This window comes from Dyadobacter psychrotolerans (assembly GCF_004349265.1).
Lineage (GTDB): Bacteria > Bacteroidota > Bacteroidia > Cytophagales > Spirosomataceae > Dyadobacter > Dyadobacter psychrotolerans.
On record NZ_SMFL01000003.1, the window covers coordinates 755,128 to 777,851 of the forward strand.

At 41.8% G+C, this 22,724-nt stretch carries 22 protein-coding genes; 9 read left to right on the forward strand and 13 right to left on the reverse strand.

Annotated features, from left to right (window positions below; translation table 11 throughout):
• Positions 1–79 precede the first annotated feature (79 nt).
• Together E0F88_RS10975 and E0F88_RS10980 are read right to left on the reverse strand one after the other, a co-directional pair.
• A complete protein-coding gene (locus E0F88_RS10975; RefSeq protein ID WP_131958273.1) occupies positions 80–280 on the reverse strand; it encodes a helix-turn-helix transcriptional regulator in 201 nt (66 codons plus the stop codon).
• The gene (locus E0F88_RS10980; protein WP_131958274.1) at positions 277–768 is read right to left on the reverse strand and encodes a hypothetical protein; all 492 of its coding nucleotides are present in this window, start codon (positions 766–768) and stop codon (positions 277–279) included. Before E0F88_RS10980 ends, E0F88_RS10975 begins: the two co-directional genes overlap by 4 nt.
• Before the next feature lie 267 nt (positions 769–1,035).
• Between E0F88_RS10980 and metG the strand changes: the two genes are divergently transcribed.
• Entirely contained in the window at positions 1,036–3,108 is a 2,073-nt protein-coding gene (metG, locus tag E0F88_RS10985; RefSeq protein WP_131958275.1) for a methionine--tRNA ligase, read from the forward strand.
• A 65-nt stretch (positions 3,109–3,173) separates the two neighbouring features.
• On the opposite strand, the gene E0F88_RS10990 is transcribed toward metG, so the two are convergent.
• The 3 genes from E0F88_RS10990 to E0F88_RS11000 form a co-directional block, all read right to left on the reverse strand.
• A complete protein-coding gene (locus E0F88_RS10990) occupies positions 3,174–3,509 on the reverse strand; it encodes a hypothetical protein (RefSeq protein WP_229213729.1) in 336 nt (111 codons plus the stop codon).
• Positions 3,510–3,750: 241 nt separating this feature from the next.
• Positions 3,751–4,173 (reverse strand): Hsp20/alpha crystallin family protein, encoded by a 423-nt coding sequence (locus E0F88_RS10995; protein ID WP_131958276.1) that lies wholly within the window; start codon positions 4,171–4,173, stop codon positions 3,751–3,753.
• 253 nt (positions 4,174–4,426) lie between these two features.
• A complete protein-coding gene (locus E0F88_RS11000) occupies positions 4,427–4,714 on the reverse strand; it encodes an Rdx family protein (RefSeq protein WP_131958277.1) in 288 nt (95 codons plus the stop codon).
• 358 nt (positions 4,715–5,072) lie between these two features.
• Here E0F88_RS11000 and E0F88_RS11005 point away from each other — a divergent pair, with 358 nt between their 5' ends.
• The 4 genes from E0F88_RS11005 (at position 5,073) to E0F88_RS11025 (ending at position 8,582) form a co-directional block, all read left to right on the forward strand.
• Positions 5,073–5,516, forward strand: coding sequence for a hypothetical protein (locus E0F88_RS11005; protein WP_131958278.1), 444 nt, complete (start codon positions 5,073–5,075; stop codon positions 5,514–5,516).
• Between the two features lie 730 nt (positions 5,517–6,246).
• The gene (locus tag E0F88_RS11015) at positions 6,247–7,107 is read left to right on the forward strand and encodes a sensor histidine kinase (RefSeq protein WP_131958280.1); all 861 of its coding nucleotides are present in this window, start codon (positions 6,247–6,249) and stop codon (positions 7,105–7,107) included.
• 4 nt (positions 7,108–7,111) lie between these two features.
• The gene (locus E0F88_RS11020; protein ID WP_131958281.1) at positions 7,112–7,768 is read left to right on the forward strand and encodes a response regulator transcription factor; all 657 of its coding nucleotides are present in this window, start codon (positions 7,112–7,114) and stop codon (positions 7,766–7,768) included.
• A gap of 133 nt (positions 7,769–7,901) precedes the next feature.
• Positions 7,902–8,582, forward strand: a complete 681-nt coding sequence (locus tag E0F88_RS11025; protein WP_131958438.1) for a type 1 glutamine amidotransferase domain-containing protein — start codon at positions 7,902–7,904, stop codon at positions 8,580–8,582.
• 106 nt (positions 8,583–8,688) lie between these two features.
• Here E0F88_RS11025 and rfbC read toward each other — a convergent pair whose 3' ends face one another.
• On the reverse strand, positions 8,689–9,234 hold the full coding sequence (rfbC, locus tag E0F88_RS11030; RefSeq protein ID WP_131958282.1) for a dTDP-4-dehydrorhamnose 3,5-epimerase: 546 nt from the start codon (positions 9,232–9,234) through the stop codon (positions 8,689–8,691).
• 107 nt (positions 9,235–9,341) lie between these two features.
• Here rfbC and pyrF point away from each other — a divergent pair, with 107 nt between their 5' ends.
• The 4 genes from pyrF to E0F88_RS11050 all read left to right on the forward strand — a co-directional run bounded on the left by pyrF (position 9,342) and on the right by E0F88_RS11050 (position 12,072).
• Entirely contained in the window at positions 9,342–10,187 is an 846-nt protein-coding gene (gene pyrF, locus E0F88_RS11035; protein ID WP_131958283.1) for an orotidine-5'-phosphate decarboxylase, read from the forward strand.
• 30 nt (positions 10,188–10,217) lie between these two features.
• Entirely contained in the window at positions 10,218–11,447 is a 1,230-nt protein-coding gene (gene lysA, locus E0F88_RS11040) for a diaminopimelate decarboxylase (protein ID WP_131958284.1), read from the forward strand.
• 84 nt (positions 11,448–11,531) lie between these two features.
• A complete protein-coding gene (locus E0F88_RS11045; protein WP_131958285.1) occupies positions 11,532–11,747 on the forward strand; it encodes a hypothetical protein in 216 nt (71 codons plus the stop codon).
• Entirely contained in the window at positions 11,737–12,072 is a 336-nt protein-coding gene (locus tag E0F88_RS11050; protein ID WP_131958286.1) for a type II toxin-antitoxin system RelE/ParE family toxin, read from the forward strand. Before E0F88_RS11045 ends, E0F88_RS11050 begins: the two co-directional genes overlap by 11 nt.
• A 64-nt stretch (positions 12,073–12,136) precedes the next feature.
• Here the strand turns inward: E0F88_RS11050 and E0F88_RS11055 are convergent, their stop codons facing one another.
• The 7 genes from E0F88_RS11055 to E0F88_RS11085 all read right to left on the reverse strand — a co-directional run bounded on the left by E0F88_RS11055 (position 12,137) and on the right by E0F88_RS11085 (position 22,713).
• Positions 12,137–13,300, reverse strand: coding sequence for a cellulase family glycosylhydrolase (locus E0F88_RS11055; RefSeq protein ID WP_131958287.1), 1,164 nt, complete (start codon positions 13,298–13,300; stop codon positions 12,137–12,139).
• Positions 13,301–13,347: 47 nt separating this feature from the next.
• A complete protein-coding gene (locus E0F88_RS11060) occupies positions 13,348–14,241 on the reverse strand; it encodes a sugar phosphate isomerase/epimerase family protein (RefSeq protein ID WP_229213730.1) in 894 nt (297 codons plus the stop codon).
• A gap of 38 nt (positions 14,242–14,279) precedes the next feature.
• Positions 14,280–15,398: a Gfo/Idh/MocA family protein gene (locus E0F88_RS11065; RefSeq protein ID WP_131958288.1), complete on the reverse strand. Its 1,119-nt coding sequence runs from the start codon at positions 15,396–15,398 to the stop codon at positions 14,280–14,282.
• Positions 15,399–15,536: 138 nt separating this feature from the next.
• A complete protein-coding gene (locus E0F88_RS11070; RefSeq protein ID WP_131958289.1) occupies positions 15,537–16,268 on the reverse strand; it encodes a ThuA domain-containing protein in 732 nt (243 codons plus the stop codon).
• Positions 16,269–16,319: 51 nt separating this feature from the next.
• Entirely contained in the window at positions 16,320–19,871 is a 3,552-nt protein-coding gene (locus E0F88_RS11075) for a PVC-type heme-binding CxxCH protein (protein WP_131958290.1), read from the reverse strand.
• A 223-nt stretch (positions 19,872–20,094) separates the two neighbouring features.
• The gene (locus tag E0F88_RS11080) at positions 20,095–20,796 is read right to left on the reverse strand and encodes a DUF3823 domain-containing protein (protein WP_131958291.1); all 702 of its coding nucleotides are present in this window, start codon (positions 20,794–20,796) and stop codon (positions 20,095–20,097) included.
• Positions 20,797–20,823: 27 nt separating this feature from the next.
• Positions 20,824–22,713 (reverse strand): RagB/SusD family nutrient uptake outer membrane protein, encoded by a 1,890-nt coding sequence (locus E0F88_RS11085; RefSeq protein ID WP_131958292.1) that lies wholly within the window; start codon positions 22,711–22,713, stop codon positions 20,824–20,826.
• Between the last annotated feature and the right edge of the window lie 11 nt (positions 22,714–22,724).

The window sequence follows — 22,724 nt, forward strand, 5'->3', positions numbered from 1 at the left end:
AAAAAGTGGTTTTTAAAGGAATTTGATGAATAAGGTTTTCAACCAGAATATTAGAAGCATACAGATATGCTTCTAATATTCAATCGCCCTCCTCCAGCTCAAAAACCTCATCCACGGTCTTCTCAAACTCCCTGGCGATTTTCATTCCCAGTGCCAGTGTTGGCGAATATTTACCTGCTTCAATGGCATTAATCGTTTGCCGGGTAACGGAAACCCGTTCGGCCAGATCGGCCTGGGTAATATTTAATATCGCGCGCTCAATCCTGATCCTGTTTTTCATACTAAACTCCTTTCTCTTTTGGCCTCCATGGCCGGACTAATGAACAAAAGCCAGTAAAATCTAAGTACAAAAATGATCAAGGGTGTAAACATGTTGTACGTAATGACCGTAATAAACGAAGGACCATGAACAAAAATCACGCTCAGAGCTAATAACAAGTAGTTGGCATAAATACCCCACTGTAAAGCTTCCAGACGGAGCAAAGCTATTCGTTCATCTTCAATCAGCTGCTTTGTAAAGCCAACAACAAAGAACCCGAATAGTGCGCCCAGCGCCAAAACTTCATCAACAATACTTAGATAAAGCAAACCATCCTTAATTGGTAGCATTTCATTGTTTCCTTCAAAAGGCCAAGGAATATTAATTACCAAATGAAACGGAAAAGAATTTTCGGCAGCAAGATACCATACCCCAAGAGGCGTGCAGATTAAAACCAGAATCCAGCCCAAAATTCTCAATCGGCTTGGCAAAAGGTATTTTGTTTTCATGACAAGAAGGTTTAAATATTTAGATTGACTCAAATGTATAGTTTACTTTAATTAATGTCAAGTATATTTTACCTTATATCTTATAAAAAATACTTTTAGTAAAAAATGTCATTCAATTTTAGTTTCTACCTTATCTTTTTCGGTTAAGGCTAAAAGCTTTTTATACACGCTTATCATTGCTGCCGTCAAACTTGAACGCCTCATCTTCGCATCTCTCACAGCGATTTTGCTAACTTTGCGGCATTATTAAATACAGAGTAAAATTCAATGGCAATCACCGACCCTAAAAGATATACTGTAACTGCTGCGCTGATATACGCCAACGGCCCTATTCACATCGGGCATTTGGCTGGCTGTTATGTTCCGGCAGATATTTACGTTCGTTACCTGCGATCGAATGGCAAAGATGTAGCCTTCATCAGCGGAACGGATGAGCACGGCGTACCAATAACCATACGTGCAAAAAAAGAAGGACTTACGCCACAGCAGGTTGTAGATAAATATTATACACAAATCGACGATTCGTTCCGGCAGCTTGGTATTTCGTTTGATGTTTATTCAAGAACCAGCAAGCAAATCCACCACGAAACTTCGCAGGAAATTTTTAAAGACCTGTACGATAAAGGTGTTTTTATTGAAGAAACCACAGAGCAATATTTTGATGAAACGGCACAGCAGTTTCTGGCAGACCGATACATTGTCGGGACCTGTCCGGTTTGTGCCAATCCCAACGCTTATGGAGACCAGTGCGAACGCTGCGGTTCTGCGCTTAGCCCGACTGAACTGATTGAGCCACATTCGATGCTTTCCGGTGCGAAACCTGTAATGAAACCGACTACCAACTGGTTTTTGCCTTTGGATAAATTACAGCCGCAGGTTGAAGAATTCGTAAACAGTCATCCGGAATGGAAAACCAACGTTTTGGGACAATGTCAGTCCTGGCTGAAGGAAGGCCTGAAACCAAGGGCGATGACGCGCGACCTGGACTGGGGCATTCCGGTTCCGGTTCCCAACACAGAAGGAAAAGTACTTTACGTTTGGTTTGAGGCGCCAATAGGCTACATCTCAGCAACCAAAGACTGGCTGGTACAGAAAAACGGAACGGATGAAGGATGGAAAAAATGGTGGCAAAAAAGTGAAGATGCAAACGAACAAACCAAGCTTGTCCATTTTATCGGGAAAGACAATATTGTTTTCCACTGTATTATTTTCCCGGCAACCATTATCGCGGAAGGTAACCTGATTTTGCCCGACAATGTGCCTGCCAACGAGTTTATGAATCTGGAAGGTGATAAGATTTCAACTTCAAGAAACTGGGCAGTCTGGCTGCATGAATATCTGGAAGAACTACCAAACAAACAGGATGTGCTTCGTTATGTATTAACTGCCAGCGCACCTGAAACAAAAGACAGTGAGTTCACCTGGAAAGATTTCCAGACAAGAAATAACAGTGAACTGGTCGGTATTTTTGGAAATTTCATTAATCGAGCAATTGTACTGACCCAGAAATTCTGTGATAATAAAGTACCTGCACAAGGTAACTTAGAAGAAATTGACCAGATTGTTCTGACCGAACTTGCCGCTTTCCCGGCAAAAATCGGAGAAGCAATGGAGAATTATCGTTTCCGCGAAGCACTGACATTTATTATGGATCTGGCCAGGTTAGGAAATAAATATCTTGCCGACACCCAGCCATGGCATGTGATCAAAACAGATCCTGAACGTGTCAATACGATCATGAATATTGCTTTGCAGATTTCCGCTTCATTATCTATAGTTTCGGAGCCGGTACTGCCCTTTACTGCCGAAAAAATTCGTACTCAACTGGGTGTAAAAAGCAGTAAATGGCAGGATGCAGGCAAACTTGATTTACTCGAAGCCGGACAAGTCATTGGTGAGGCAGCTTTGCTTTTCGAAAAGATTGAAGACCATGTGATTGAAAAACAGGTGCAGAAATTACACGATGCCAAACGTATGAATGAATTGGAAGGAAAAGTGGTAAGCCCGGTGAAAACCGAGATTCAATATGATGATTTTGCCAAAATGGATATTCGTGTTGCGACGATTGTTGAAGCCGAAAGCGTTCCAAAAAGTAAAAAATTATTAAAGCTTAAAGTCGATATAGGAAGCGAGCAGCGTACTGTTTTGAGCGGAATTTCGGAGCATTTCAAACCTGAGGAAATTATTGGCAAAACGGTACTTTACCTTGCCAACCTGGCTCCCCGCAAAATGATGGGAATGGAAAGCCACGGAATGATTCTGATGGCCGAAGACCGCGACGGAAGTCTTGCGTTTGTGCAACCGGGAAAGGAAGTTTGGAACGGAGGAACGGTAAACTGATTTATAATCCTTTCAAACAAAAGACCTGTTTCCAAATCGAAGCAGGTCTTTTTTTATTTTGACTGTTATTGAAATTCCTTTTGTAGTTTTTCAAACAAACCAAAAACCTGATCTGCGAGTTTTTGGCATTCTTTCTGGTTAAAACTTTCGATGGTATTAGAAATAGCGTTGGAAATAACTTTTCCTTCGTCATCTACCTTTGCGCCCTTTTGTTTTGTTATTGCAAGTATTCCTTCCCATTCGGAAATGAGGGAATCAGAAAAATAACGGGGTTCAAGAATATTAAAATAGGCGGCCTGGGCTTTTAACTTTTCTTTGAGTTTGTCAGATGCAGCCGACTGACGAAGCTCTTCAACCATTTTGGAGAGTTCGATGTAGGCAAAAATATTTGACTTTTTCATAACTGTTGAGATGGAGAGGTATGGGGACTGTAATGCGACCACTAAAATACAAAGTTGAATGGCCATTTTCAGATGAAAAATGAAGGTTTACGATTTTTTAATATAATCTATTGGATGAAGATAATTTCCAATGAAGCAAAACCGCAAATCTTCCCTAAATATGTCCTTTTGTAACCCATGGGGCATAAAAAAACCCGCAAGTTTAATTGCAGGCCTTAATACTTGAATTTTCGAAAATTAACTACCAACGGCTGATATCGACTTTTCTTCGATAGTCGCCTTTTTCATTTCCATATGGAAGATGTAGTACCAAATGACGTAACGTATCGTCGTATCTGGCTGAAATATTTTCTACATCCACCCCCTCCGGTATGACGAAGGTGTTAATGAAACGTATGGTTTTCCATTGCTCTTCTTCCGGCATTGATTCCTGAGAGAAAATGGGCAACAGGTGATATAGCTTAAGATTGGTTGAATTCTTTTTTCCACTGACAACTTCCAACTGAAGATCCTCTACTTCGATGCCAGGAACTTTAACAACAACCTCAAAACCATCCGATCCTCTTTCGAGTTGAATGGCTGGCTCACTCATTCCACCGTTTACTGTGTTGATGAAATCGATATTCATCAACATTTCCTGTGGTATTTTTAGTTTGCTTTCCATGGCAATCGTATGTTTAGGTTAACAATTTTATAAACAAACGACAAACTACGTGCCATAGATTCATTTTGTTTAAAACTTGTTTAACCAAAGCAGGACAAAATAAAATTTAAAGACCTAAAAATCAGATATTTATATTCATAATGAGACTATACGGCTAATTTTTACGCAAATTATAAATATACCTACATGCCATTATTTCAGTCCTGAATTTACCCCGCGTGACATAATGTCTACAAACCTGGTAGATTTTGCCTTACACCGCCGTCTTTCCATCATTATGTCCAAGGTTTCTTTCCGGGTCAATGACGTCCCTCACCTTTTGTTTTAATTCCTTCGGCTCAGGAAAATGCCCTTCGCGTTTGCGGTCCCAAAGAAGCGTTTCTCCAATATGAACTGTGTATCGCCCGGCAACTTCCGACGGTACAAGCGTAACTCCCTGAAGATCATCCGTAAAAGTGGTAAGCAACTCCTGAGCCATCCAGGCAGCGCGTAAAAGCCATCCACATTTTGGACAGTATTCTATTTTGATTGTTGGTTTCATTCTATAAAATCTATCATTATAAGGCTGAAATCTAATGAAATTCCCTGAATCTGAAAAAGACACACCATTTGACCTCATGCTTTTATTCAGTGCCCACATGAGATCAGATTTAGGCATGAAAATTTATGGTTTATCAATACAAACAACAAATAAAAATGTCTGGTAGAAATCCTCGTTATAGTAAGTAATTCTACGTGTTTTTTTTGACCAAAAAAGATTAAACCGTTGATAATAAGATATTTAACAAAATACCGTTTAATCAATACTTCTTTATCAGCTTGGGTTTAAGTTTTTCACCGTATACTTTTACTTTTAACTAAAACCAGTTTTACAACCTTTCTACAATACTTAAGAAATCATGGCAAAACCAAGCGAAAAAAAAGTAATGTTTGACGGCAGCGAAGGTGAAATTATTTTTTCATCTGCCGCAAATACCCTCAAATCGGTACATCAGAAGAAAAAAAGTGAGATTACAAAAGGCAATTCTGAAAACTACGTAGAGGCCGAGTTTTTTGGTCTGAACACTTTTAATAAACTGATGGAAAGTTATAAGGGTCAGGCTGTTGGATTTCGTGTCTATTACGGAAGCCGCTGGGAGGAACATCAGAAGGACGAAGTGATAGTACGTGAAGAAGGAAAAGGTAAAAAGACTTCAAGGCTGATCATCGTGCCTGTTGACGCTTACGGTCGGGATCTTGCTTCACCCATTGGAATTAAGGATAATGAAGGATCTCCATCTGCCTTGGCAAACGGACCGCTTTGCCCGCACAAGTGTGCTCCGCCAGAAGAAGATACTGTATAATACGGCAAACGAAAGATCAATAAACGGCGAATTACGGAGAGATAAATGTTACAAAAATACCTGTTCTATTTCCAATACGACCTCCTTTCGAGTATATCAGTAATAATCACACTGGTACCAATAACTCTCATATATCAAAGAAAAGCATATGCAGATCCTTCGTTCCGGCTATTATTACTTTTTTTACTCGTTAAACTGATTATTGATCTTTTGATGTTTCATTGTGCAGCGACACGAGTTAATAATTTGGTATTATTCAATGTGACAATCATTTTCCGATATATTTTAATGAGCGGAATGTTTTATTATAAATTTGAGAACAAGCAGGTTACGAAATTTATAATGCCATTATCCGTAGGCTTTTCTTTTTTCACATTATGGGATATATGGTATTGCAATCCTGATATTTTGAATTTGCATTTACATCAGATTGTCAAGTACTCACTTACGGTGGAGTCGCTACTAATGATTTTTTGGATTTTACTTTATTTTAAAGAACTAATCGGATCATTGAAGGTACCTAATCTGCTTACTTTTCCATTTTTTTGGATTTGTTCCGGTTTACTGCTTTATTATTCCAGTTTGATATTTATAGCCCCTACTTTGCACTATGCAACTCAGTGGGACGTTCGACTTGACATCGGTTTATTGGACCGGATTCCATATATATTTGATATCATTAGTATAACGTTAATAAGTTTAGGAATCTCGCTTTTTTCAGCCCGCTATTATGCAAGACACTGAACAAATGAAATGGGCCTTGCTCATTGGTACGCTGGCAATGCTGATGATGGCATTTTTTGTGATCTCATTTGTCATATATTATCAAAAAAAGAAATTTGAGGAGGAGAAAAAGCTGAATGAAATAGAAAAGAATTATAGCAAATTATTGCTGGATACTGCGCTCAATTCGGAGGAAACAGAACGCCGGCGCATCGCTCAGGATCTGCACGATGACATTGGCACTATGCTCTCCCTCACCAAATTAAGCCTCAATCAGCTCAGCAAAAGAATTACTGAAAACGGAGAAAAAGAAGACCAGATTATGCGAAAGGCGCAGTCACTGGTTGAAGAAACGATTTTGCACGTGAGGCGTATTACCCGTGAACTTGTACCAACTACACTGGAAAGATTCGGACTTGCGGAAGCCATTGACGAATTCATCCATAAACTTGAAGAAGGGAACAATTTGACGATTTGTTTTCAGCCCGGCGAGGAAGAATTGCCCAGGCAGGGTCAAAAAATTGAACTTACGCTGTACCGGATTATGCAGGAACTGGTTAACAATGCCATAAAACATGGGCAGTGTTCCAAAATTGAAATTAGCTTGGAAATGAGCAAAGATTTCATCGGACTTCGTGTTGCAGACAACGGGATTGGATTTGATCCGGACATGATTAAAGAAGGAAAACTTGCGGGCCTTGGTTTACTAGGCATCGAAAGCAGGCTTGCCATCGTGAACGGCACGGTCCAGTACAGCAAAAACGCAACAGGCGGATCAACAGCGCTGACACAAATTCCTATGCAGGCTGTATCAAACAGTAAACCAGAGCCTTTACATCCTTTTCGTCGTGAACGCGTGACCCTTTGATATTATGAGCACACTAAAATTAGGCATCGCCGACGACCACGAACTTTTCCGCAAAGGTTTTATTTCCATGCTGAGCGGCATTCCTGATTTCGAGTTTATTCTGGAAGCTGCAAACGGACAGGAATTATTGGATAAACTTCCTTTTAACACACCGGACATCGTTTTCATGGATCTTCAAATGCCGGTAATGGATGGAATCCAGGCAACCGAAGCTGCCTTTGAAAAATTCCCGAATATTAAGGTTATTGTCGTGTCGATGTACAACGAAGATCGTTTTGTGATTCACATGCTTGAAAAAGGTGTTCAGGGATATTTGTTAAAAGACACCAGTCCGGATGAAGTTGAAAAAGCGATCAGACGGGTTGCCGATGAAGGTTTTTACTACAACGATTTTGTTTCAAAAGCGATGCATCGTAAAATGGTGAACCGCCAGCCTAACAAACATCCCTTTTTCCCAAATGCATGTAATGTTGCCCTCTCTGCCAGGGAACAGGAGGTTTTACAGCTGATATGCGACGGACTTTCTACCGCAGAAATTGGTGAAAAGCTGTTTATCAGCATCCGTACCGTTGAAGGACACCGGCTCAGGGTTCTTGAAAAAACGGGAACCAAAACCACTGCCGCCGCAGTTGCTTTTGCCTATAAAAATCAGTTGCTGTGAAAAAAATCTGTAACGCAATTCCTGCTGACTTCTACATTTAATTACCAAATACGATTAAACGTTTGTATTGCATCGCCTGGAAATTACTCCGATTTTATGGTATCTTTCCAAAAGTAATCTGCACAATGATGCTATGAGAGTTCTGATCGTTTGTACCAATCATGATAGCTATCCTACCAAATCCGGGAAAACCGGATTATGGCTTAGTGAACTGACCCACTTTTACGATTTAATGGTAAAAAGAAGAGTGCTGGTTGACATTGTCAGTCCCAAGGGAGGGAAAATTCCGATTGACGAAAGAAGTCTGGACTTAAAGGATGAGGTTAACCTGAAATATTCGGAAGATACAGTTTTTCAGTCCAAAATAAACAGCTCCCTTTCTCCTTCACAAATTCACGCCGGAGAATATCGCCTGATCTACTTTGCCGGGGGAAACGGAGCCATGTGGGATTTCGCAGATAATACCGAATTACAGGAAATCACCAGAATCATTTATGAAAACAACGGAACGGTAACCGCTGTTTGCCACGGTGTGTCCGGTTTGGTTAATGTAAAATTATCGGATGGAACTTTGCTGATTAAGGATAAATATCTGACCGGCTTTTCCAATATGGAAGAAACCCTGATGAGCTTTGTGAGTGAAGTTCCGTTTAATCTGGAAGACAAACTTAAAGAGCAGGGCGCGCATTATACCAAATCAATGATTCCTTTTATTGAATTTATTGAGCTGGACGAACGGCTTATCACAGGTCAAAATCCCAATTCAGCAAGAAAAGTAGCCTCAAAGGCGTTGGAAGAGTTATTCGAAAAGTAAGTCTTTGGATTGTTTCACGCAGAGGACGCAAAGTAAAACGCAGAGGCCGCGAAGAAAAAAAATCTTGGCGCGCTCTGCGTTAAAATCTTTTACTCTGCGTGAAATTTTACTTCCTGATTTCTCCAAACAATTCCCTAAACGTCGGCAGAATAATATCTTTTTCGGAGACAATCGGATTTTCGATTCCCCAGTCGATACCAAGCTCGGGATCATTCCAGAGAATTCCGGACTCTGATTCTTTATTATAAATATTGGTGCACTTGTAGCTAAAAATTGAATCTTCCAGCGCAACAAAACCGTGAGCAAAACCTTCAGGCACAAAAGCCATGTTATTGGTATCACTTCTTAATTCAAAAACTTCATGTTTACCGAAAGTCGGTGATTCCGGACGAATGTCTACCGCAACATCCAGCACTCTACCAGAAATAACACGAACCAGCTTGCCTTGCGCAAAGGGAGCTTTCTGAAAATGTAAACCTCTCACTACGCCTTTTATGGAAAAAGACTGATTATCCTGTACGAAATTGGTGGGAAGTCCCAGCTTTTTAAACCATCCTTCACTGTAAGATTCGAAAAACAGACCACGGTCGTCTTCAAAAACGCGTGGAATTATTTCAACTAAACCTTCGATGGATGTTTCCCTGATCTGCATAGGCCCTTGTTAATTTGTTGGTGGTTGGTACGTAATTGCTTTATCTGCGGACAAATTTATGAATCTATTGTCATAGGTTGTAATTTCGGCGCAATATTTCGAAAATCATGACGCATAAAACACTTTTTGAACAAATTTCCCTGAAGAAATCTTACCTCTGCGTAGGACTCGATACCGACATCCGCAAGATACCTGCACATTTGTTAAAAGAAGCAGATCCTGTATTTGCCTTTAACAAGCAGATTATCGATGCAACACTGGATTTCTGTGTTTCTTATAAACCAAACATTGCCTTTTACGAGGCCATGGGAGCGAAGGGTTGGGAAAGTCTTCAAAAAACAATTGAATACATCCCGAAGAGCCATTTTACGATCGCTGATGCGAAACGCGGCGACATCGGAAATACATCCGGACTTTATGCCCGTACTTTTTTTGATCCAACATCATCAGGACTTAGTTTTGATTCGGTTACCGTTGCACCGTACATGGGAAGCGATTCGGTACTTCCTTTTCTGGAATTTGAAAATAAGTGGGTAATCCTTCTGGCTTTAACAAGTAATTCGGGAAGTGCTGATTTTCAGCGTATCACAGCTGACGACAAACCGCTTTTTGAACATGTTCTGATAAAATCGCAGGAATGGGCCGGCGCTGACCGCATGATGTACGTTGTGGGTGCTACACAGGCAAAAGATCTTAAATACATCCGTGGTATTGTACCTGATCATTTTCTACTTGTTCCCGGTGTCGGCGCGCAGGGTGGAAGCTTGGAAGAAGTTTCTAAATATGGTATGAACAAAAGCTGTGGTTTACTGATCAACGCTTCAAGAAGTATAATTTATGCAGGTAACGGAACCGACTTTGCTATAAAAGCAGGAGAAGAAGCCCAACGCATGCAACAGGAAATGGCTGTTTATCTTGATAAATATTGCAACCAGATCGAGCGGCCATTCTAATTTTTTTATTCAAAATCCATTATTTTTTCGATGCAACTTTCCGAACAAAATACATATACAATCCAGGGAATTGACCCAATTCGATTGACAGAAACCTACGGCAGCCCTCTTTACGTTTACGACGGAGCTACGATCAGACGTAAAGTTGCCGAGCTTCAGCATGCCTTTTCAGGTGTGAATATGAAAATAAAATTTGCCTGTAAAGCCAATACAAATCTTTCCATTCTACGTTTGATGCGGGAAATTGGTGTGGAGCTTGACGTTGTTTCGCCGGGCGAATTTGAAATGGGCAAACTTGCAGGATATGAAGGCAATCAAATCACCTTTACGCCAAGCGGAGTACCTTTTTCGGAGGTAAAAACAGCAGTTGAAGCTGGTGCGATTGTCAATGTAGACAGCCTTCCGCTGCTCGAATGGTTTGGACAGACTTATGGAAACACAAAACCATGCCTGATACGAATCAAACCAAACGTAGCTGCCGGCGGTAACATTAAAATCATGACGGCGCATGCAGATTCTAAATTCGGAATTTCCGTTCTTTTGTTAGATCAGATTCTGGAAATCGTAAAAAAATACGATATCAAAATTATTGGTCTTCATCAGCATACGGGTTCTGACATTAAAGACGCCGAGCCATTTTTACAGGTTGCAGATATTCTTTTTGAAACTGCCAAACATTTTCCTGATCTTGAAATTATTGATCTCGGCGGTGGTTTCAAGGTTTCTTATTTGCCAGGCGATGCCGTTACAGATATGGAATTACTTGGAAATAAAATATCGGAGCGCTTCAAAAACTTCTGCTCCGAATATGGCCGCGAGTTACAGCTTTGGTTTGAGCCGGGAAAATTCCTGGTGAGCGAATCCGGATACCTGCTGGTTACTACCACGGTTGTGAAAGAAGATCCTGCACGTAATTTCGTTCATGTAGATTCGGGATTGAATCATCTGATACGTCCGATGATGTACGGTTCTTACCATCACATCCTCAACGTTTCTAACCCAAGCGGCGAAGAAAAACCATATAATGTTGTCGGTTACATTTGTGAAACAGACACATTTGCAACGGACAGAAATCTACCGGAAGTACGTCAGGGTGATACGCTCGCATTTTTGAATGCAGGCGCTTACGGCTTTTCAATGAGTTCAAATTACAACGCCCGTTTTCGCCCTGCGGAAGTACTGGTGGATAACGGCCAGGAAAAACTTATTCGCAGAAGGGAGAATTTGGAGGATCTTTTGACTTCGCAGGAGGGTTTGTAAATTCTAAAGAGAACGGGTTTCCTCGTAAAAATCTGGTTACCAAAATGTTCGTTTGATTTTTTATATTTGTAAAAAGAATCGATTATGGAATTAACAGTCAACATTCCGGATAAAGACCTTACTTTCTTTAGAGAACTTCTGAAAAAATTTCAATATCAGGAGGTTCAGGTTAACCAAAGCCTGAATTCTGAGGATGAGGAGTTTATTCAGGATTTAAAGGAAGGAATGAAAGATGTTGAGTTACATCTGGCCGGCAAAAAACAACTAAAAACTGCCAACGAGCTTTGGAATGAGCTTTGAGATAATTGTCGTTGAATCATTTGAAAAGCAAATAAAGAGACTTGCTAAGAAGTATAAGTCTCTCAAAGAAGACATAAAGCCACTTTTTGGGTCGCTCGAAAACAATCCCATACAAGGAGACTATTTAGGTAATGATTGCTATAAAATAAGGTTAGGTATTTCGTCCAAAGGAAAAGGAAAACGAGGAGGCAGCAGAGTTATATTTTGTGTGAAAGTCGTTAATCAAAAAGTTTATCTCCTTTCTATTTATGACAAATCCGAAAAAGAAAATCTGGAAGATTCGGAGTTACTGATACTCTTGAAACTGGCAGGAATTTTGAATTAATTCAAACAACAAATTCGTCTGCTAATAGATATAACAGACGACTTTGTTGTTAAAGATCAGCTTATTACTTAGAAGCAGTCAATTTCCTTATCAAATCCGTCTCCTCTTTTTTGTAAGGCGTTCCGTCTTTTCTAAAAATGTCGTGAAACCATAAATCAGGTTCTTTGGTATACGTTTTTCTCCAGCTATCCCAGGGATAGATGGTTTGCGATTTCCCGTCAACCAGTCCCCAGTTAATTGCACCTACATTATACTTTTTAGCAATTGGTAGTGACCCTTCAAAAAAGCTGCCGTTTCCTCTTGACATATATTCTGTACAAATCATCGGACGATCGTACTGCTGTAATTGTTTGATACGTTTTTCGAATTCCTGAGCACTGTCGTAGTTATGGAACGAAATAACATCAGATTGGTCGATACTTACTTTTTCAATTGGCTTCAAAGTTTCGTGAGAAGTCCAATCACCCGCCCAGACACCAACTGTCAACGGCTGCGAAGGATTTTCAGATCTTGCCCATGCAAAAGCCTCTGTCATTAACGGCAAAACGTAATCCGTTTTGTTTTTCAATTCAATCTTGCCATAAGAACTGTCATTGCCATTATCCGGCTCGTTCCAGATATCCCAGGCTAATACGCGATCATCGTTAGCAAAGGCTGCGATAGTGCCTTTCACATATCTTTCCAGACGAGGATACTGTGTACTGTCTTTCAGCGCATCATGACCCGGGCTTTGTACCCAACCCGAATTGTGCACACCCGGCTTTGGAGCACGCTGCGTTCCTAATTTTGGAAAAGGATCCCAGCATGAATCAAAAAGTACAAAAACAGGTTTAATTTTATGTTTTTCCGTAATATCAAGAAACACATCCAGCCTTTTAAAAAAGCCTACAGAATCCTGCTGATACAATAAATCGTGCAGATAAACACGCATCGTATTCATGCCAATACCTTCTGCCCAACCTAATTCGCGATTGATGGTTGCCGTATCAAAAGAAGCTTCCTGAAACATTTCCAGCTGATTGATCGCTGTGCTTGGCAAAAAGTCTGCACCAACAAGCCAGCCTTGTTTTGCATACCATTCCTTGGCCTGTTCCTTAGTCCAGATTTCCCTTCCCGCAGACTGTTCAGTCGCTGCTGCTTCTTCCTCTTTCTCGTCGGTTTTCTTATTGCAATTCTGAAGAGAAAGTCCGATCAGAAGAGTTAGAAAAGATATTTTGATAAACTTCATTATTTGTCTTTTTATAAATACAACAATAAATACGCTCCCTTTTCAAACTAGGAAAACAGCTTTTTGTAAAAAGCCAGTCCTTCGCTTGCCAGCTCATCCGCACTGTTTGCAAGGGGCCGCCAGATACACGCAGCCCTTGCAAGTTCTTTGGATGGCTGTCCAAATGTTTCTATCACCACGGCTCCGTCGTAACCAACTTCAACAAGTGCATCTCTGATACCTTCCCATTCCAAATGTCCCGTTCCAGGCGTTCCCCTGTCGCTTTCATTTCCCTGAATGTGGCAAAGCAAATCTTTTCCAATCTTACGAATGGATGCTGGAATGTCCTTTTCTTCAATATTGGAATGAAAAGTATCCAAAACAATTTTAAGATTGCTGCTTCCAACTTGGTTGACGATAGAAAGTGCCTGATCCACCGTATTAACCATATCCGTTTCGAAACGATTCAGTGGTTCAAGACCCACAACTACGCCGTGATCAGCCGCAATTTTCCCAATTTCTGCCAGTGTTTCAACACACCAGGCACGCTCCTGTTTTTTTTGTTCATCAGAAACCAGGCGCGTTTTACCAACTGCGGAATAAACCGGTCCACCGAAAATAGGACTGCCTACATCAGCTGCAATTTTAATACAATCGACGATGTATTGTTTTCCCAATTCCCTGAAAGCAGGTTCCGTACTTGAAATATCACGTTCCATGCCAAAGGCACCGCTGATCGTAATTTTCAGATCAAGATCTTTCGCAGCATCCTTAATTAATCTCCAGTCGATAATGCTGGTGTCTTCTACGGCTATTTCTATAATGTCATAGCCCATATTTTTTACTTTGAGTAACAAATCAATGTTTTCTGTTGAAAACGGTGACACCCAAATGAACGTACTGGCTCCGAATAACATGGTTTTTGTTTTAACAATCAGGCCAAACGAGACGAGATTTTCCAAGTTTTGAAAACTTGGAAAGTCTTTACCTCTGGCAAATATTACTCTTCAAAACTTGGAACATTCACACGTACACCACCTTTCATAGCCGATTCGTGGGCGCAAATACCTGCGCAGGTGTAGTTTGCCGCTAAAGCTGCATCAACCGCAGAATCTCTTCCTTCGATAATGGCTGCAACAAACTCCTGCACCAAATGCGGGTGAGACCCTCCGTGACCTGCACCCTGTAAAAAGGATACGTGGTTCGGATCGTCAATTTTTTCTCTTTTGGTAAAATGTTTGATCGGTTCAATCAGCAGTTCATCTGTATCCGGAACATCAACGCGTTTTGCATTTTCGCCGCCATCAAAAATAATGTGGCTTTCATCCTGCAACTGTTCCCATTCGAATGACATTTTTGTACCATACACATCATAACTTTCGCGGTACTGGCGCACAACATCAAACAACGAGCGTGTTGCTTCTGCAACAACATCTGTGTTTTTAAGCGTAAATGTTGCCGTTTCTACTGCAAAAGGCGAACCGTAACGGCTTGTCAGGTCGTCGGACAATCTTCCTGATCCGTGGCAAACCACCGTTTCCGCAATTGTGTTATTAATTTTCAAAAGCGGAGAAATCGCATGTGTTCCGTTGAGCATTGGCGGGTAACCTTTCCAGTATTCGCCCCAGCCTTCCATGCTCATATCCTGAATATGAGAACCACGTACAAACTGGATTCTCCCCAGCTCTCCGCTTTCTGCCAGCTTCAAACCATACAAAAATTCTCGGGTATACAATGCAGTTTCCATCATCATATACACCTTTTTAGACCTGCGTTTTGCTTCAACAATGGCTGTACAATCTTCAACCGTCATAGCCATTGGGATTGTGCAGGCTGTATGTTTTCCTGCATTAAGAGCGGCCAGCGTCATTTTGGCGTGTTCAGGAACGGGTGTTACGACGTGAATAGCATCTACATCTTCCCGAAGCGGAACATCCTCAAAATTTTCAAATACCAGATTGGGGTCCAGATTAAATTTGGCAGTCAGTTCATCACGGGTTTCTTTGCTGCGGGTACAGATCCCTACTGCTTTAATATTCGGGTGACTTTGATAGATAGGGATAAATTCTTTTCCGAAGCCCATACCTACGATTACGACTGTGATTTGTTTCTGACTCATGTTTTATATTGTTATTGATTTAAAGATTCCAGGGCGATGCCCTGGGTTGAGAGATGGACCCCTTTCAGGGCTAGGGCGTCGCACCTACCTCCCAGGGCGGTGCCCTGGGTTGAGAGATGAAGCCCTTTCAGGGCTAGGTTATCTGTTGGCGGCCCATTTTACAGCGTTGCGTAAGATGGTCTTGTAGGGTTCAATTGTATGAGAGGCTGCATCGTGACCTAGTGCGATTCCTACAATTCTGCCTTTTGGATATTTTACAATTACCAGACTTGGAAACACCTTATCTGAGTCTTTGGCTTTTGCGGTTGCAAGTACTTCCATTGGTGTTCCGGCAGGATCCGCAATAAAATAATACAGCTCGTCATTCAGGTTGAAAGTTGCCGGAACTCCTTTGGTAACCGGATGTTTGGTATTGGTAATCGTTACATCAAACGGTCCATACTTGTTATGACCCCGGGAACCACCACCAACCAACTTTTGATTATATTCAGGCCAGTCTTTCCAGTTATACCAAAGGGCAGGGTGAGCAAGTACCAGACCTTTTCCCGCATCCGCAAATGCAAAGATCGCTTTGCGCGTAGCTTCATCCTTTATTGGCTGGTTATTGGCAAGATACAAAACGTCAATGTTCGGAAGTTTGGCCAAAATCGTTGTCGGATCACTGGTGTATTCCACGCTTGCAAGACCATCTTTCTGTAAGGTTGCAACGTCTTCCTGTTTGTACCATTTGTCAAAATCATGAGATTCTCCCCCGCCAACAAGTAATACACGAATCGCCTTTTTTTTCGGAAATGCGGATGCAGTATCAGAAGTCCCAAAAACAGCAAGGAGCAGCAGAATCAGTGAAGCTTTAAAAATTGAATTGATCATTATTTAAAAAGAAGTTAAGAATTATTGTAGTTAAGAAGTTTGATAAACGACTTATTTTGATACCCTCAAAATTCCATTCATACCTCTCCAGTGACCGGGGAAGGTACACACAAAAGGATAATCACCAGGTACGTTTGGAACCGTAAATTCCAAGGTCACGGTTTCTCCCGAGTTGACCAGCCGGGTTGAGAAAAGCACTTCCGGAATTTTGGGAACATACTGTTTTTCAGATGCTTTTGGATCTGCCAGCATGTCGTCTGCAGCTTTACCAACTTTTTGCAAAGACCCGGGTTTAATCACCAAAAAGTTATGCTGCATTCCGTCCGGGTTTTCCAGGTTAACAACCACTTTCTGTCCGGCTTTTACCTGAATCAGCTTTTTATCAAACTGAAGCATTTCCGGTACCACTTTAAGTTCAATTACTGTTGCATTGCTTGCAGTAGCAGAAGCTTGTTTTGGTTTTCTCTCTTCCCCAGCCACTGTTTTACTTTCGTCGGGATGATTTAATTCCAGCGTCGCTTTTTGAAAATTACCCACAAAACCAAATCTGCCGGGGTAAGTACCTATTTTATCATCACCTTCCACATCTTCACCTGTACGTACCGAGGTTGTTAACGGTGCAGCAAACAGCATATGCGCCTTTGCCTCGGCGACTTGTTTACCATCTACTTCTATTGAAATTTTACCGGATTTTGTAAGGCTCGCAACGGCATCAAATTTTTCAGGAAGAGGTTGGGTTGTGGAAGCTTTTGATACCATTCCATGCTGTTTTACATCCATAACCAATTTCCCATCCTGAATATAAAGCGCATATCCGCCATCTTTTCCACCCTGACCGGCAATAAATCCCTGCAAATCTTTGTCTTTTGCTTTGGTAACACTTGCCCGGATCGTTATTTCTTTACCTGTCACATCCGGGGAAAACTGCATGGTATTTCGTCTTCCCAACTGATAAACCTCTTTATTCAACGCAGCGGTAACCTGTTCGCTGAAAGTAGATTTTAAAGATTGTTTTTGGGCAGCAGCCAAAAATCCCTTCTGATGCGTAACTGCGGCAGCTAAAATCGCTTTGGACAACCATTTATCTTTTACGTTTTGTTCATCCAGTGAAGCCTTATACAAAGCTTCTCCTATTTGCTCCGAAGCAGGAAGCTCTATTAAAGCTACAAATCCAGACAAACGCGTATTCAGATTTGGATCTTTCAACACAGGCTGAATTGCTCCGAAACTTTGTGCATTTTTTGGTAAAACACTCGTAGCTGCTTTTCTAACTCCGGCAGCAGGATGTGTTATCGCCTTGTTTACAACCTGAATTGCTTCTGCATTTGTGCCGTCCAGCACACCAAGTCCGTGCAGCGTCCACAAAGCGTGAACAGCCGGACTATTCAGCCCAATTTCATCTACCTTCGGGTTATTAATGATTTTATACAAATCAGGAACGACGGAGAGTTTTTTTGATTCAACCAGAAGTCGCTGTGCAGTCATCCGCCAGAACATATTGTCATTTTCGAGCGCGGCTATCAGCCCCGGCAGGTCGTCCTTTGACAGTTTTAGTGCAGGTGTTGTTTTTGCGTTTTTGTAAATAACCCTGTAAACCCGGCCATGATTTAAATCACGCATCGGACTGCTGAATGCATTTCCCTGTCCGTGTGGCTGTTCTTTAAAAGGAATGATAAATTCAGCAGGCGACTGGGCCGGAACAAAAACATTATGCTGAATGATGAAGTTGTACCAGTCTGCAATCCACATTGCGCCGTCGGGGCCCACTTCTGCCTGAACAGGCCCAAACCATTCATCTGAACTTGCCATAAAATTCCAGCCATCCTTTTCGGTAAAGCCGGCTCCGTCGGGCTCAATAATGGCTTTATGTACCAAACGAATTGTAGGTTCATTTACAAAGGCGATGCGGTTCCAGTATTCTTTCGGGAAGTTTCTTGCTGTATAAAAATGATGTCCCGCCGCCGAAGTAAATCCACCGACAACATCCACCTGACGCAAATTTGGTGTCATCGAGTGCGCATCATAATGACCATCTATTTTTTGTACCGCCTGAATCGGCGACTCCTCTCCCGCTAGCGAACGCTGCAGATATTTGGCAGGCATAGAATAAAACGCGCTGTGGGTGTTATTGGCAGTAGACAGGAAAATGTTGTTATCTTCGGTTATGCCCAGCCCCCAGGTGTTATTGCTGCTATTTCCAAGAAAGGCAAATTCTTTCCCGTCCGGCTTAAAATTATAAACGCCCTGGGGAAAGTTAAAAGGTTTGCCATCAATCGTTCCTTTAAACCCTGAATAACCATTCACACCCCAGATTTTATTGTCAAAGCCATACAACAGGTTGGACGGACCGGCATGCGTATCATTTTTACCCCAGCCCGTCATGATTACTTCGCGAACATCAGCAACATCGTCTCCGTTTGTGTCTTTCATAAAAACAAAATCGGGTGCCATGGAAACGATGATTCCACCATTTGAAAACACCATACTGGTCGGGATGTTGAGTTTATCTGCAAAAACAGTAAACTTATCTGCCCTGCCATCGCCGTCTGTATCCTCACAGATTTTAATGCGGTCGTTGGCGGCTCCATCGGTTTCTTTAAAAGTATTTGGATAATCGACAGACTCCACAACCCAGAGCCGTCCCCGTTCATCCCACGCCATGGCAATTGGATTGGTAATATCCGGTTCAGCAGCAAAAAGCTTAATTTCAAAATCCGCAGGAATCTGGGTTAATTTATTCGATTCGGCAGGTGACAGTGCATCCTGCATCTTCGGAACAACGTGACGTTTGGTGTATTTAGAAATCGTGTCCGAATCATAAATGTCAGGATTAGGAATATTTAGTGCCTCTATCTGGCTTTTTACTTTGTCACCAACTGCCCATAATACGCCGTTTCTTACAAGATCAAGAAATCCTTTGTTTGTCCAGGTACTGTCTTCGTGACCATAAGCCGTGTAAAAAACGCGCCCTTTTCCTTCATTTCTCACCCAGGTATAGGGTTCATGCTGGTCGCCTTCGATCCTTTCTCCCAATACCGTTTTATCAGGATTTAAATTTTGATGCACATAAGTTTCATCCCATGTCTCAAAATCAGTGATGCCTTTCATTACCGGATGATCTGCTTTTAAAATTGTGTTTTTAAATCGTCCGGTCTTGTGCGATGCGAACTGTCCGCCAATCGTTTTGATATACCACTTCGAATTTCTGAAACAACCCGAAGCAGAATGTAACGGGATTAGTCCTTTACCGCCTTCTACAAATGCCTTCATCGCATTTTCCTGGGCAGGAGGCAGCGAATCATGATTGGCATAAATAATAAGACCGTCGTATTTATTGAGATTTTCGGTATTCAGGTCGTTGATATCAGTCGTATAACTCATGTTGATACCACTGCGAAATAGTTTTATTCCCAGCCAGGGAGCATATTTTCCCGAATCGTGATGTTTGCTGGTATGACCCAGAAAAAGAATTTCTGCTCTTCTTCCTTCAACTTTTGCTGTACCGGATTTAGTTCCGGAAGAGTTCATTTTATTATGCGCACAACCTATGGCAAACAAGCCAATAAATATTGCGGCGATATACTTTCTTGTTACTCCATTCATTTAATTCAACATTTTTGCATGAAAATTCCTCTACGCCGGCAAACTCTGTTACGGGTTTGATGTAATTCTGAAAGTCATTAAATAACGGGATGAGCGGTGTAATACACTGAGTGTGCAACTAATGAAAGTATGACGATTCCAAAGATTACTTGCCACGAATCCGGAAAGTGATAAATTAAACGGGTGAATGCATCAAATCATGCATTCACCCGGACAGGTTTTCTTAAAGCTGCACCTTCTGGACAGGCGAAAAAACCATATCTTCCACATCCTTAATTTTGACGCCTACCCTTGCGAAAACATATTTCTGGGTTGGTGTTATTGCCGGAACAGTTGCAGTAAGATTAATACTGTTCAAATCCTTTACATCGGCACCTGCTACGTCGGTTACGACAATGTTGGTTGCACGGGCAACGAATTCCGTTTTGTTTACATAAAGTGAAACACGTTCAATTGCTTTGGCATTTACATCGGTAATGATTTTCTCTAATTTCAGAGCCACATTTACTTTACTTTCGCCACCGCTAAACTGCGCATTTCTGATCATGTAGTATGGTAAAACTTCAACATCCAGCTGCTGATTCCCGGCCAGTTTAACATAAAGGGTGTCTTTTGCTGAAGCATCTTTCTGAATTGTCATAAACGGCCCTCTTCCCTTTGGAAACACCATTTTATAATTGCCGTCAAAAAGAACGGCTGAGTAGGATCCGGTTTGGGAAACGGGAGCATCAATCGCAGCCAGCTTGCCAAATCCCGGCTGCCACAGCTGTAAACGTACCTGATCGTACTCCACTCCAATTGGTTCACCTTTGTAAACAACATTTCCTGAAAGAACAGATTTTGGTGCTGTGAAGTTATCTTTTTCACAGGAAGTAAAGACCACCGACAGAGCCAGGAGACTGAATAATTGAAACCTGATTTTCATAATATCTTTTCGTTTGAACATGATCAGTTATTGATTAGGGTTTCTTACGATTTTAGGATTGTTATTGATCACCTCGTCAGCAATGGAGGTATAATAGTTACCAAACTGGAAACGGTCCGCACCTGTAACCCGGCTTAACCTGATGACCTTATAAATCCATTTTCCGTTGTTTTGGGAAGCCGGATCGTAAATTTTGTAAGACCAAAGTCCCCATGGCTGCGTATTTCTTTTGGTGGCTTTGCCCAAATCTTTGGAAAGGTCAGCTGCATTAATCGCGTTGCCATCCATAATCAAATGGGCAATTCTCCATCTTTTCATGTCATAAAGGTAATGTCCTTCAAAAGCAAGCTCAACCCTGCGTTCATGTACGATCCTGTCGAAAGTGACGTCCGATGCTTTCAAGGGTGTAACCAAACCTGCACGGGCACGTACCTGGTTCATATAACCGGCAGCATCCGCAGTTTGCCCAAGTTCGAAAGCGGCTTCGGCAGCGTTTAACAATACTTCAGCATACCGGTAACGAACAAACCAAACTTCACTTTGTACCCCACGCTGACCAGAACCTACTACCGGATCAAGATATTTTCTAAGGTAAAAACCGCTTTGCGCAGTAAACTCAAAACCATCAATCGGGCCGTCAAAGCCAACTACCTGTTCAGGAACCGTTTTTCCTGGCAGCGTTTTTTGTGCTCCGCGGTCGTCTCCACTTAATATAGTTCCGTTTGCCAATTGAAATCCGGCCCAGATATCTACCGCTCTTCCTTTGAATGAAGTGCCCGGAAGCATCACAGTTCCAGCCAAACGGGCATCACGACCGGCGAAAATATCAACCTGATTGGTATAGTAAAGTGGTGTTCCGGCAGCATTGGTCGTTGGAATCGGAGCAAAGGTATTGTCGAGTTTTTCAAATGCTTCCACGAAATTAAGCGAAGGGTTAATCCGGCCGCCTTCTTCTTCCTCCGCACCGTAACGAGGCTGATTTGAAATCGTAAAACCATGTACTTTTCCACTTTTCAATTTGAAATCATCAACAAAAATGACTTCTGAATTATTCGCCTTGTCATAAAAAATGCTTGCAAAGTTTTCAGACAGATCAGGCTTTTTGGTATACAATGCATACGCGCCCGCTTTTCCGCTGATAATTTCTTTTGCAGCAGCTAATGCTTTGGTATAATAACCGGTTGCCATCGTTGCCGGAATTCCAACTTCACCGCTTGTCAATGTTACTTGCGGCGTGTTCACTCCGTATTTAGCAATCGATGCAGCGTAAATTGCAGCTCTTGCTTCCATTGCCAATGCCGCCGCCATCGTCACACGGGATTTTTCAGTTGCATTGGCCGGTAATTTACTTTTGATCGCCTCAGCTTCACTGATTATAAAATCATAAATCTCGGATTCCTTTGCCCTTGGCTGTTGTAAATAAGAAGGATCACCGCCGAAATCGTAAGTCAGCGGTTCGAGAATCAAAGGAACTCCGCCCATTCTTTTCACCAGCTCAAAATAGTACGAGGCTCTCAAAAATCTTGCTTCGGCAAGAAACCGGTCTTTGGATGCAGCACTCAGCTTGTCTGCCGCAGTGCATTTTTGGATAAACAAATTGATTTCCCGGATGTAGGTATAATCCCAGGTTCTCCACGAATCCAGGTTCCAGCCGCTGTTCTGAAAATCGCCATAACTTCCTGCATTCGAAAAGAAAGCTTCATTAAACCCACCCAGAGACGGCCAGTCTTTAACCGTTCCGATGTCATAATAACGGTTGTATAAATTTCCGAGAAGGGATAAAACCTGGCTGTCATCCAACCAGATCTGTTCCTCGGACAATATGCTTGTTGGAGGACGATCCAAAAATGCGTCGTCATTACAACTCCAGCTTAGCAAAAGCATCAAAAAAACAGGTATATAAAATATCTTTTTCATCTTGAAATCTT

Coding starts and splice junctions, on each gene's coding strand:
- E0F88_RS11000 (WP_131958277.1), bottom strand. CDS start 4,714: ATGAAACCAACAATCAAAATAGAATACTGTCCAAAATGTGGATGGCTT.
- rfbC (WP_131958282.1), bottom strand. CDS start 9,234: ATGCAGATCAGGGAAACATCCATCGAAGGTTTAGTTGAAATAATTCCA.
- E0F88_RS11075 (WP_131958290.1), bottom strand. CDS start 19,871: ATGAATGGAGTAACAAGAAAGTATATCGCCGCAATATTTATTGGCTTG.
- E0F88_RS11085 (WP_131958292.1), bottom strand. CDS start 22,713: ATGAAAAAGATATTTTATATACCTGTTTTTTTGATGCTTTTGCTAAGC.
- E0F88_RS11065 (WP_131958288.1), bottom strand. CDS start 15,398: ATGAGTCAGAAACAAATCACAGTCGTAATCGTAGGTATGGGCTTCGGA.
- metG (WP_131958275.1), top strand. CDS start 1,036: ATGGCAATCACCGACCCTAAAAGATATACTGTAACTGCTGCGCTGATA.
- E0F88_RS11015 (WP_131958280.1), top strand. CDS start 6,247: ATGCAAGACACTGAACAAATGAAATGGGCCTTGCTCATTGGTACGCTG.
- E0F88_RS11045 (WP_131958285.1), top strand. CDS start 11,532: ATGGAATTAACAGTCAACATTCCGGATAAAGACCTTACTTTCTTTAGA.
- E0F88_RS11005 (WP_131958278.1), top strand. CDS start 5,073: ATGGCAAAACCAAGCGAAAAAAAAGTAATGTTTGACGGCAGCGAAGGT.
- E0F88_RS11055 (WP_131958287.1), bottom strand. CDS start 13,300: ATGAAGTTTATCAAAATATCTTTTCTAACTCTTCTGATCGGACTTTCT.
- E0F88_RS11070 (WP_131958289.1), bottom strand. CDS start 16,268: ATGATCAATTCAATTTTTAAAGCTTCACTGATTCTGCTGCTCCTTGCT.
- E0F88_RS11020 (WP_131958281.1), top strand. CDS start 7,112: ATGAGCACACTAAAATTAGGCATCGCCGACGACCACGAACTTTTCCGC.
- E0F88_RS11025 (WP_131958438.1), top strand. CDS start 7,902: ATGAGAGTTCTGATCGTTTGTACCAATCATGATAGCTATCCTACCAAA.
- pyrF (WP_131958283.1), top strand. CDS start 9,342: ATGACGCATAAAACACTTTTTGAACAAATTTCCCTGAAGAAATCTTAC.
- E0F88_RS10995 (WP_131958276.1), bottom strand. CDS start 4,173: ATGGAAAGCAAACTAAAAATACCACAGGAAATGTTGATGAATATCGAT.
- E0F88_RS11080 (WP_131958291.1), bottom strand. CDS start 20,796: ATGAAAATCAGGTTTCAATTATTCAGTCTCCTGGCTCTGTCGGTGGTC.
- E0F88_RS10980 (WP_131958274.1), bottom strand. CDS start 768: ATGAAAACAAAATACCTTTTGCCAAGCCGATTGAGAATTTTGGGCTGG.
- lysA (WP_131958284.1), top strand. CDS start 10,218: ATGCAACTTTCCGAACAAAATACATATACAATCCAGGGAATTGACCCA.
- E0F88_RS10975 (WP_131958273.1), bottom strand. CDS start 280: ATGAAAAACAGGATCAGGATTGAGCGCGCGATATTAAATATTACCCAG.
- E0F88_RS10990 (WP_229213729.1), bottom strand. CDS start 3,509: ATGAAAAAGTCAAATATTTTTGCCTACATCGAACTCTCCAAAATGGTT.
- E0F88_RS11050 (WP_131958286.1), top strand. CDS start 11,737: ATGAGCTTTGAGATAATTGTCGTTGAATCATTTGAAAAGCAAATAAAG.